This window comes from Bradyrhizobium sp. CCH5-F6 (assembly GCF_001556045.1).
GTDB lineage: Bacteria > Pseudomonadota > Alphaproteobacteria > Rhizobiales > Xanthobacteraceae > Bradyrhizobium.
Window position 1 is genome coordinate 1 of record NZ_LSIC01000126.1, and the last position, 11,231, is coordinate 11,231.

Sequence of the window (11,231 nt, forward strand, 5' to 3'; positions counted from 1 at the left end):
CTGGTCGCCTTATCTTGACTCTGTGATCCTGTCTCAGAATCAGGCATGGAGCCGCGTCACCGGTGTTGCGGTGAAGCTCTTCAGACGTCCGGGTCAAGCGTTCCCGCAGCGTAAGCGAGGACAACGCTTGACGCGGCGGCGACTCCACAAACTTGTCAAGGGGTGCAGGCAAAGTCCTGCACCCCTGCCACGCGGCGAGCGGGAGAGCGCGAGGGGAACCCCTCGCAAGCTAAACAAAAAGAGTCGCGCCGAAGGCGCTCCGCTTGGGTGTGTGCGTGCAATTGTATTTTACGAACCTTGACGCGCTGTCGCGTCCGCTTCCGCTTTCCATTGATGGCCTTGCAGTGAGGATCGTGCCCGGCGCGCTCGACGTTGGCGAGCGCGCCGGGCTGATTGACGGCATGCCGTTCATTCTAATGGATGACGGGAGCTACGATCTCCATCTCAATCGGTTCTTCCGCGCCTGCCCAGGTATGGGCGCGCGCTCGCCGAACACCTGGCGCTCCTACGCGCGGGACATTCTGGTCTGGGCCCGCTTTCTTTGCGAGCGGCGCGGCGGGAAGACAGTCTGGCAGGCCGACCGTCATGACGTTCTGGCGTTCCATCGGGCCCGGCGGCTATCGGCGGCTCCCTATCGCATCTCGGCGGCGAGCTGGAATCGGAGCGTTGCGGCGCTCGATAAGCTCTATCGGTGGGCCGTCGAAGAAGGGATCATGACGTCCTCGCCCTTCAGCTACAGCGTGACCCTTCGCAGGACGGCGGGGACTCGCGCGTTGCTGGCTGTGACGGCGAACCGCTCGCGCGAACGTGCCGCGCGGCGGCACGATATGCGTTTCGTCAATCTTGGCAGCTATCTGCTGTTTCGCGACGTGGGCTTGCGGGGAAGGCTGCCTGACGGTGCCGAAGACCCGACCTGGCGTGGCCGCAATGGCGAGCGCAACGCGCTGTTCGCCGAACTCCTGGTCACGACCGGTCTGCGGTTGTCGGAGGGCGGCAGCCTGTTACTCGCCGATCTTCCGCGCAAGGCGGACTCCGGCATGCGCTCGCTCCCGTTTGACCTTCCCGGCGCGGTCGCCAAGGGCGGACGACCGCGCCGCATTCGCATTCCCCGCCGGGTTTTGAGGCTCATCAACGACTACATCGATCTTGAACGCGCGATCTCGGCAGCCCGGTCAGAACCGATCGTGTCCAATCCGCTTTGGTTGACGCCGGATGGCGAGAAGGTCGTCGACGCGATGGGCAAGCGGGTCCGCGTCGACCGGCTGACGCCGGGCGAGCGCGGCCGTGCGTTGACCGGCGCGCCCGGCAAGGCGCAGCATGCCCTCCTTTGGCTAACGGAAGACGGCGAGCCCGTCCCGTCAGCAACCTGGGAGGCGGCCTTCCGCCGCGCCTGCGCGCGCTGCCGCCGTTTCGGCATCGACGTTAACGTGACGCCACACACGCTGCGGCACACCTTCGCCGTCAACATGCTTTCCATGCTGATCCGTGAGCAAATCGGGGTGGTGTTCGATCCGCAGGATCGGCATGGCGCAGCCTACCGCCGGATTCTCGGGGATCCGCTGCAGAAGCTCCAGCACCTGTTAGGCCACGCCAGCGTGACCAGCACCTACATCTATCTCGACAGTCTTGCCGAGGCGCAGGAACTGGTCGACGCGGCCGCTGATCGCTGGGCCGAAGATGCGGCCGGTGACGCGCAATGACCGATCTGACAGCGGGGCCGGTGCGCCGGCCGGGACGCCGCGCATTGTTTCCTGAGGCGTTGCCTGATCCCGAGGGCGAAGCCGCCATCGCCATCGCATCGCTCCGATTCACCGTCACCCTCGCGGATCGCAGTATTACGATCGATCTGACCGCGCTGTCTGGCCGCAAGGTGTTGGCCCAACCGCTTGCGGGCGCGCTCTGGCGCGCTTGTCAGGTCGGCGGCCCGGCCGGCTCGGTTTCGACCGCGGCAGCTTATGCCAACGCACTCAAGTTCTTCTGGCGCTATCTCGATTCCACAAAGCCCCGCGTCACTCGTATCTCAGATGTAAGCGCAGCTTGCTTCGACGGATTCGATGCATGGATGGACGAGAGTGGTCTGCATCCCAATCATCGGCTTCACCGCATGAGCAAGGTGCTCAATCTGTTCCGGCTCGCCGAGGCCGCCGAGCCGGGTTGTCTGCCGCCCGATGCCTCGCGGCGGCTGATGTACACGAGCGACCGACCAGGCGTCCGTGCCCTGCCACGTGATGCTTATGGCGATCCCATCGCCACAGCATTGCGGAATGCTGCTCGCGCCGATCTCACCACACTGATGGGTCGCTTTGCCGAGACGGATCGCATTTCGACGCTCAAGGATGCCGATCGGACCAACGCTTTGCAGGTTGCGCACGAACGCGCGATGGTTGTAGTCGACGCCGAAGGCGTCATTGGCCACCGGCATCCTATCTTCAAGCAGCTCTACACGCTTCGCCGCGAGAGTGGCTTGCCGAACGATCGCTTGGTCTACGATCTGCATGGCCGCAGGTATCTGCTCGCCGCCGATCTCGTGCCGCTGATGATTCTGCTGTCGCTCGATACCGGGCTGGAGATCGAAGCGATCAAGGAGTTGCGGGCGGATTGCCTGAAGAACCCTGCAGGCGGCTATGTCGAGATCGAGTATTGTAAGCGGCGGGCGCGCGGCGCCGAGTGGAAGCGGTTGCGCGTGCGTGATGGCGCTTCATCGACACCGGGCGGCCTGATCCGTAAGGTGCTGCAATGGACCGCTCCGGCGCGAGGCCGGCTTGCCGCCGTCACGCTCTGGGCTCACTTCGCCTGGGGGCGGTTGACCCCGCGTGTCCTCGCCACGAGGGAACTTGTCGCTTCATGGACCGAGCGACATGGTATTTGCGATGAAGAGGGGAAGCCTCTCCGGCTCAACCTGACACGCCTGCGCAAGACGCATAAAGCAGCATGGTATCGGCAAACCGGCGGTCAACTCGACCGCTTTGCGGTCGGCCACAGCGTGGCCGTTGCGGCCAATCACTACGCCGATATCCCCGCGCTTCGCCATATCCACGAAGCCACCATCGCCGACGCCATGGGGGACGCGCTCGATGCGGCTCTGCATCCGTACGTCCTGTCATCCGAGCAGGAGGCAGCCATTCGAGCCGATCCGGACAAGGCTGTCGGTTTGCCGGTTTCCGGCGGCGCGTCTGTCAACGCTCTGCTCAGCGGCGAGCAGGATGTCTGGCTCGCCAGTTGCGGTGGTTTCTACAAGGGCCCGTTTGGCGCCGAAGGGGACGCTTGTCCGTCACCATTCTGGGGGTGCCTCGAATGCAGCAATGCAGTGATCACCGCACGCAAGCTGCCAGCGCTTCTGTCGTTTCTCGGCTTCATCCGGGCGCAACGACAGTCGCTCAGTGAAGCCGACTGGATCGCCAAGTTCGGCCGCGTTCATGGGCGGATCGCCGATCAGATTTTGCCGCGGTTCAGTGCGGCCGAGATCGAACAGGCCGGCCAGCTCGCGGCATCGGACCCGACGCTCACTTACCTGCCACCGGAAGCTGGAGCACCATGATGCCCTCCGCTAACAACGCTTCGCTGGAGCCCACATCGCTTCCATCGGCCGTCTATGGCGACGACGAGCCCGTGCTTGCCGGCATTCCGGTCAGGGAGGATGCCGACCGAGCGCAATTCCCGCGCTTTGGCGATGACCACTGGGATTTGGGAGCTGCCATCTTCCGGGTGAACGCCCGCTACAGCAATTACCGGCTCAATTTCGCCCGTATCATCGATCCTGTGACCCGGCGGCTCGCCAAGGAGTATGTGCTCACGCGCCTGCGCATCCATGTGCCAGGATACCGGGCGCCGTGTGGTGTCGCTTGGGCGATCCGGCTGCTGCGCTACATCCAGCATTTTGCGGCGTTCCTCACCGCGCACGTTGGCGCCGTCGATCTGCGCCGGATCGACCAGCCCGTCCTTGACGCCTATCTGGTACACGCCCGCGATGGTGGCCGGCGAACGCCACACGAGACAGTGAAGTACGTCGAGGTCCCCATCGACCTGCATCATCTGTCGCCATGGCTGTCGGAAGGCGGCATTGGCTTTCTGCCGTGGCGTGGGCGTGCGGCTCACCATGTTGCCAAGCGGCCGCCGGCACCGGCCGAGAATGCTACGCCGCGCATTCCCGAACCAATCATCGGCGCCATGCTGCACTGGTCGCTCAAATACGTCGAGGTCTTTGCGCCGGATATCCTCGCAGCGCGAGCGGAGCTTGATGCCCTCGAAGCTCGTTGCGAGCAACTGATGGCGCAGGACGCCCGGGCCGGACAAGCGCTTGCCGAGACTTACCGCGCCCGCCTGATCAAATGGCTCGAGGCGCGCCGGATGGCCGGCAGACGCGTGCCGATCTGGGAGCGCGCACCCAATGTCGCCCGCCGCATCGACCCACAAACCGGCGCAGAGACACCTCCTTACAATCTTCACCTGATGCGCCTGCACGTCGGCGCTCCCGAGAGCGGCCGTATCAGCCAGTCCGAACCGACGGCACAGATGATTGATCAGGCAGCGGCCGAGCTCGGGACTGAGGTCGGCGGTCTCGATACGCCGATCTCCGTCGACCCGGACACCGGCCTGCCGTGGCGCGAACGCTTCGACGGCCTGAGCCTTGCCCGTGAGGAACGCATGCTGCAGGGCGCCTGTTACGTTATCTGCGCCTATCTCACCGGCATGCGCGACAGTGAGGTGCAGGCCATGCAGCCAGGCTGCGTGTCGACGGAGCGCAGCGCCGACGGCTTGATCGAACGCTACCGGGTGCGCAGCACCGTCTACAAGCGGCAGGGTGCGCGCGGCGTGACGGCCGACTGGATCACGATCGAACCCGTCGCCCGCGCCGTTGCAGTGATGGAGATCCTCTCGGCTCGCAATCGTCGTGAGAAGGGGCTATCGTCCCTATGGGTGGCGCTGAAGGACTGGCCCTGGAGCGCGGATCATCTCGGCATTGGTGCGACGCCGACGCTTAATCTTCTCCGCGAAGGTCTCGATGCGCGTTCTGGCAACGAACCGGTCATTCCTCGGATCGCGGATGAGCCCTGGAAGTTCACGACCCGGCAGCTTCGCCGCACGATCGCATGGTACATCGCCAACCGGCCGTTCGGCACGATCGCAGGCAAGATTCAATACAAGCATGCTTCCGTCGCCATGTTCGAAGGCTATGCGGGCTCGGCCCATGGCGATTTTCGCTTGGCGGTCGAGCGTGAACGCGCGCTCGGTCAGCTCGACGACATCGTTGCTCATTACGAAGCGTTTCTTCATCATGACGGTCCGGCGGGACCCGGTGCCACGCGATTGCGACGCGAGTTCGCGCGTGTGCAGGATGAGCTTGGCGATCTGCCCGGCCGGATCGTGGACCGCAAGCGGTTGCGCACGATGCTCGCCCATCTCGGTCGAACCTTGCACGTCGGCTTTCTCAACGATTGCCTGTTCGAAGCCGCGACCGCGCTCTGCCTAGCAGCCTCGCCGGATCCTGAACGGACTGCACCAGCCCTGTCGCGATGCAGCCCAGACCGTTGCCCCAACGCTTGCCTGACCGCGCGCCACCTCCAACCATGGCGGGCCTCGATCGCCGAGGGCGAAGCTTTGCTCAGCAACGGTCGCCTGACGCTGCTGCAACGCGCAGCCATTACGCAGGACAACGAGCGCAAGCGCCGGCTGATTGCACCCCTTATCGATGGTGGTACATGACCACGCGAACGGGTCCGAAGAGCGAGGCGGCATTGAGGGCGGCAATGGCACGACTGCTCGACGGTCGGCCCGAGCGCACCGACGGCCCGCTCACCGTCTCCAATCTGGCGCGCGAGGCCGGCGTCAGCCGGGCAACGGCGAACCGCGCGGTCGATCTTCTCGCCGAGTTTCGTGCTGCCGAAGCCCGCCACCGGCGATCATCTCCTCAAGCACTAAAGGATCGCGTCCGCTCCCTTGAAGCCGAGCTCCGGGCCGTGCGCGGTGCCGAGATGGCCGAACTGCGCGCGCTGACCCGCACGCTCGCGCAGCACATCCAGGTGCTGACGTTGCAAGTTGCCGAGCGTGATGAGGTGATTGCCGGCTTGCAGGATGAGCTGGCGCGATCGAATGAGGCTAAGGTCGTTCCGCTGCGGCGCTCGCCGCGAGACGGCGCTGGCTGAGAGCCACGCAATATCCTCACCGCCGGCAGGTCCTGCGGCCATCGGTCATGGCCGACGTCTCCTGTGCTCGCCCGTCGAGGCAGGGGCTCGGTTGTGGCAGACGCTGCCGGCCCGTCAACCCTGTTCCGCACCAGCAACCGTGAACAGGGTGTGACGGCCCGGCTCGCCGCGTCTGCCCCTGCCGCTTCGCCCTCGACGGAGAGGGCGAGCATAGGAGCCACCCATGACCACCGATACCAACAGCCAGGCCCAGACCGGCAACGACATCTACGAGCGCGTCACCAACCAGATCATCGCCGCCATCGAGGTCGGCGCCGGCGAGTACCGGATGCCCTGGCATCACGACGGATCGGCCATCACCACGCCCGTCAACATCGCCTCGCGCAAGGCCTATCGCGGCGTCAACATCCTCTCGCTCTGGGCTGCGGCGCAGGCGTCCGGTTATGCCGCCGGCATCTGGGGCACTTATCGCCAATGGCAGGAGCTCGGCGCCCAAGTCCGCAAGGGCGAGCGCGGCCATCTGATCGTATTCTGGAAGATCAGCGATCGCAACGGCGAGGCGGAGCGTCAGGACGGCGACGCAGATCAGGACGCGGCCGCCCGACGTCTATTCGCCCGCGGCTACACCGTCTTCAACTGCGCCCAGGTCGACGGCTACACGCCGCCCGAGATGCCCGTGCTTCCCGAGGTCGAGCGCATCGCGCACGCCGAACGCTTCTGCGCGGCGCTGGGCATCGACATTCGCCACGGCGGATCGCAGGCCTGCTACATCCCATCGAAGGACTGCGTGCAGATGCCCGAGTTCGCTTGCTTCCGAGACGCTGTTGCCTACTACGCGGTGCTGCTCCACGAATGCGGTCACGCTTCCGGCGCCAAGCATCGCCTCGACCGCGATCTGTCCGGACGGTTCGGCTCGGCCGCCTACGCCATGGAAGAATGCACGGTCGAGCTTCTCAGCGCCATGATTTGCGCCGACCTCAACCTCAGTGTTGAGCCACGACCCGACCACGCCCGCTACATCGCCTCCTGGCTCGAAGTGCTGCGCTCCGACAAGCGCGCCATCTTCACGGCTGCGAGCAAGGCACAAGAGATCGCCGACTGGATGAACGCCCGGCAAGCCAATGCTCATCGGCACGAAGTCAGGGGCGCCGCGTAGGCGCCCCCTCAGTGGGCCGTTTCACGGGCTCCACCGGGTGCGATCAGTTGACCGCACCCTCCCAGAACAGCGTCTCGATCAGCGGGCATTCCGGCAACGTCCCGTCGGCACATTGTGCGACAACCTTCTTGAGCACCCGCTCCATGCGCTTCAGATCGGCGATCTTCGCCTGCACGTCCTCAAGGTGTGCGGCGGCGACGGCGCGCGCCTCGGCACAGGGCTGGTTGCGCTCGTCGACGAGACGCAGCAGCTCACGGATTTCATCAAGGGAGAAGCCAAGCTCGCGCGCCCGCAACACGAAGCGAAGGCGCCGCTCATGCGACGTGTCGTAGCTGCGATAGCCGCCAGCCGTGCGCGGCGGTTCGGGCAGAAGACCGACCTTCTCGTAATAGCGCACGGTCTCCAGGTTGCACCCCGTCCGTTGGGCGAGCTCGGCTCGCTGCAGGCCCTTCACCACGGCGTGATCGCGCATCGCAAAATCCCTCTTGACCCTGTAGCGACTACAGACCCCATGGTACGGCACGCATAGGATTTCGACAAGGAAAGAGAGAACGGACATGGTCGCATCGCGATCCGGAACGGCAGGCACGGCGCCCCCTGCGGCGGATCTTTCCGCGTCAGAGCGCGGTGAGGTCGGACGGCAGCGTCTGATCGCCGTTGGCGGCATTTTCGGCGCGCTCGCCGCCTCGTCCTGCTGCATCGTGCCGCTGATCCTGTTCAGCCTCGGCATCGGTGGCGCCTGGATTGGCAATCTGACGGCGCTCGCACCCTACAAACCGATCTTCGTCGCCGGCACCGCGGGCCTTCTCTGTTGCGGCTTCTATCTCGTCTACTGGAAGCCGCGGCGAGCCTGCGCCGAGGGTGCCGCTTGCGCGCGCCCCATTTCCAACCGTCTCGTCCAGCTCGCGCTCTGGATCGCGACTGTGCTCGTGATCGCCGCCTTCGCCTTCGACTACGTCGCCCCGCTACTGCTTCGCGCCTGACACCAAAAGGAGACCCGTCCGATGAACAAATATTTGAGCGCACTCGCCCTGATCGCCTCGATGATGACGGCATCGACTGCATTCGCCGGCGAGCGCACGATCACCTTCTCCGTCGACAACATGACCTGTGCCTCGTGTCCCTACATCGTGAAGAGTTCGATGGAGGGGGTCGTCGGCGTCGCAAAGGTCGCCGTTTCGTTCCGCGCCAAGACCGCAACCGTGAGCTTCGACGACGCGAAGACGAACCCCGACGCCATCGCGACCGCCAGCATGAACGCGGGCTATCCGGCCCATCCGGTGAAGCAGGGCAGTTGAGGTGAATGACCGCGCTCTGATCCGTGCGGGCACGGCTGGCGCCGTCCTCGCTGCGATCTGTTGCGCGACGCCGTTTCTCGCCGGAGTCCTGCCACTGGCCGGCCTCGGCGCATGGCTGGCAGGTGCGGGTCCGGTTGTGCTTCCCCTGATGGTCGCGTGCTTCGCTCTCGTCGCGTGGGCTATCCATCGTCGCCGTGCAAAAGCCGACCGCAGCGAGACCAAGATTCACAACGAAGGCGTGAAGCCATGAACGACTGTTGCGCATCCTCCTCGTCCCGGGACAAGCTTGCAGCTTCCGCATCCACGACGCTCCCGAGCTACACCGTGCGGCCGGGCGTGACGTTTCCGGATTGGTCTGTGGTCAAATCACCAGCGGTCAAGGATGCCCTGCAAGCAATGGTCGGGTCCGGCCATGTGTTCGATCGCTGGAGTGGCTACGATCCCGCCACGGACCGCGTTCGTGTTGCGCTGCTTAAGCTCTACGCCGAGGAAGGACGAGCCCCGACCACGGGCGCGCTTGCGGAGCGCGCGGGGTTGAGCGAGGCAGCCATCCGGTCTCTGCTCGAAGAATTCCGTCGTCGCGACCTTGTCGTGCTCGACGGCGAGCGGATCGTCGGCGCCTATCCCTTCACCGACCGGAACACCGGGCACCGGGTCACACTCCACGGACGTGTTCTCAACGCCATGTGCGCTGTCGACGCACTCGGCATTGGCGCCATGACTGATCTCGACATCACGATTGCATCGCGCTGCCGCCATTGTGGCGCGCCAATCCGGATCGCCACGCGGGACCAAGGACGGGTGCTTGCCCAGACCGAGCCGCGGACGGCCGTCATGTGGCAAAGCGTTCGCTACGAAGGCGCGTGTGCTGCGAACTCGCTGTGCGCGACCACCGCCTTCTTCTGTTCTGACGACCATCTCTCCGCCTGGCGCCGCCAACAGGCTGGGGACGAGGCCGGGTTTCGGTTGTCGATCGAGGAAGGGCTGGAGGCTGGTCGCGCTCTGTTCGGGCCGAGCCTCGCCGGCCTCGAAACGGCGGCACAATCGTCGGTCGGCTCGACATCGAAGTGCGCTGTAGTGGCGGACCGCTTTCGCACGAACGGTCGCAATGGTGGCGCCTACGATCTCGTCGTCATCGGCGCCGGCTCGGCCGGCTTCTCGGCCTCGATCACGGCCGCCGATCAGGGCGCGCAGGTGGCGCTCATCGGCAGCGGCACCATCGGCGGCACCTGCGTCAATATTGGCTGCGTGCCGTCGAAGACTCTGATCCGAGCCGCGGAGACGCTTCACAACGCGCGCGTGGCAGCACGTTTCGCCGGCATCACGGCGGAGGCCGAACTGACCGACTGGCGCGGAACCGTTCGTCAGAAGGACGCCCTCGTTTCCGAACTGCGCCAGGCCAAGTACACGAACCTGCTCCCCGCCTACAACGGTATCGCTTATCGCGAAGGACCGGCGCGCCTCGTAGAAGGTGGTGTCGAGGTGGACGGCGCGCGCATTCCCGCCGGCAAGATCATCATCGCGACCGGCGCGCGGCCGGCGGTGCCCGCCATCCCTGGCATCGAGACTGTACCGTATCTCACCAGCACGACCGCGCTCGACCTTGAGGAGCTACCGCGATTGTTGCTCATCATCGGCGGCGGCTATATCGGAGCGGAGCTCGCCCAGATGTTCGCCCGCGCCGGCGTCAAGGTCACGCTCGTATGCCGGTCCCATTTGCTTCCCGAGGCCGAGCCCGAGATCGGTGCGGCGCTGACGGGATATTTCGAGGACGAAGGGATCACCGTGGTCTCCGGTATCGCTTACCGTGCGATCCGCAAGATCGAGAACGGCATTGCGCTCGATGTTTCACGCGACGGCCAGAACACGACCATCGACGCCGATAAAGTGCTGATCACTACAGGGCGCGCGCCCAACATCGAAGGCCTTGGGCTCACCGAGCACGGCATCGCCCTCTCGCCGAAGGGCGGCATCGTCGTCGATGACCGCATGCGGACCACCAGGGCCGGCATCTATGCTGCGGGCGACGTCACCGGCCGCGACCAGTTTGTCTACATGGCCGCCTATGGCGCCAAGCTCGCCGCCAAGAACGCCCTCAATGGCGACAGCTTGCGCTACGACAACAGCGCCATGCCCGCCATCGTGTTCACCGATCCGCAGGTGGCGAGCGTCGGCCTGACCGAGGCTGCGGCGCGCGCGGCCGGGCATGCCATCCGTGTATCGACAATCGGCCTCGACCAGGTGCCGCGGGCGCTCGCAGCGCGCGATACCCGGGGGCTCATCAAGCTTGTGGCCGACGCCGGCAGCGGCCGGCTGCTCGGCGCGCAAATCCTCGCCCCGGAAGGCGCCGACAGCATCCAGACCGCGACGCTCGCGATCCGGCAGGGCCTTACCGTCGACGACCTCGCAGATACAATCTTTCCGTATCTCACCACCGTCGAGGGCCTGAAGCTCGCAGCGCTGTCGTTCGGTAAGGATGTCGCCAAGCTCTCCTGCTGCGCAGGCTGAGCAGCCGCCAAGGTCCGTGAGCGATCCGCGAATCTGTCTCACGCGCCGAGATGGGTCGGGAAGCCGCAGATTTTCAGGCAAACGCCGCTAAATCATCCGGCTGAGACAGCTTGACTGTTCAGATAA

Annotated in this window: 9 protein-coding genes; 8 read left to right on the forward strand and 1 reads right to left on the reverse strand. The window is 65.2% G+C overall.

Annotation, left to right across the window (positions count from 1 at the left end):
* Window positions 1–269: 269 nt before the first annotated feature.
* The 5 genes from AX729_RS23765 (at window position 270) to AX729_RS23785 (ending at window position 7,299) form a co-directional block, all read left to right on the forward strand.
* Window positions 270–1,700, forward strand: coding sequence for a tyrosine-type recombinase/integrase (locus tag AX729_RS23765; RefSeq protein WP_245325357.1), 1,431 nt, complete (start codon window positions 270–272; stop codon window positions 1,698–1,700).
* On the forward strand, window positions 1,697–3,538 hold the full coding sequence (locus AX729_RS23770) for a site-specific integrase (protein WP_061026720.1): 1,842 nt from the start codon (window positions 1,697–1,699) through the stop codon (window positions 3,536–3,538). The genes AX729_RS23765 and AX729_RS23770 overlap by 4 nt, the downstream gene beginning before the upstream one ends.
* Before the next feature lie 71 nt (window positions 3,539–3,609).
* Window positions 3,610–5,703, forward strand: coding sequence for a hypothetical protein (locus AX729_RS23775; RefSeq protein ID WP_245325356.1), 2,094 nt, complete (start codon window positions 3,610–3,612; stop codon window positions 5,701–5,703).
* Window positions 5,700–6,143: a hypothetical protein gene (locus tag AX729_RS23780; protein ID WP_061026722.1), complete on the forward strand. Its 444-nt coding sequence runs from the start codon at window positions 5,700–5,702 to the stop codon at window positions 6,141–6,143. The genes AX729_RS23775 and AX729_RS23780 overlap by 4 nt, the downstream gene beginning before the upstream one ends.
* Before the next feature lie 223 nt (window positions 6,144–6,366).
* Window positions 6,367–7,299, forward strand: coding sequence for an ArdC family protein (locus tag AX729_RS23785; protein WP_061026723.1), 933 nt, complete (start codon window positions 6,367–6,369; stop codon window positions 7,297–7,299).
* Between the two features lie 43 nt (window positions 7,300–7,342).
* Here the strand turns inward: AX729_RS23785 and AX729_RS23790 are convergent, their stop codons facing one another.
* Complete coding sequence (locus AX729_RS23790; RefSeq protein ID WP_061026724.1) at window positions 7,343–7,771, reverse strand: MerR family transcriptional regulator; 429 nt, start codon at window positions 7,769–7,771, stop codon at window positions 7,343–7,345.
* An 85-nt stretch (window positions 7,772–7,856) separates the two neighbouring features.
* On the opposite strand from AX729_RS23790, the gene AX729_RS23795 reads away from it, so the two are divergent.
* The 3 genes from AX729_RS23795 (at window position 7,857) to merBA (ending at window position 11,105) form a co-directional block, all read left to right on the forward strand.
* Window positions 7,857–8,282, forward strand: coding sequence for a mercuric transporter MerT family protein (locus AX729_RS23795; protein WP_061026725.1), 426 nt, complete (start codon window positions 7,857–7,859; stop codon window positions 8,280–8,282).
* A 21-nt stretch (window positions 8,283–8,303) separates the two neighbouring features.
* On the forward strand, window positions 8,304–8,597 hold the full coding sequence (locus AX729_RS23800; protein WP_061026726.1) for a cation transporter: 294 nt from the start codon (window positions 8,304–8,306) through the stop codon (window positions 8,595–8,597).
* 246 nt (window positions 8,598–8,843) lie between these two features.
* Entirely contained in the window at window positions 8,844–11,105 is a 2,262-nt protein-coding gene (merBA, locus tag AX729_RS23810) for a bifunctional organomercurial lyase/mercury(II) reductase MerBA (RefSeq protein WP_061026728.1), read from the forward strand.
* Window positions 11,106–11,231 lie beyond the last annotated feature (126 nt).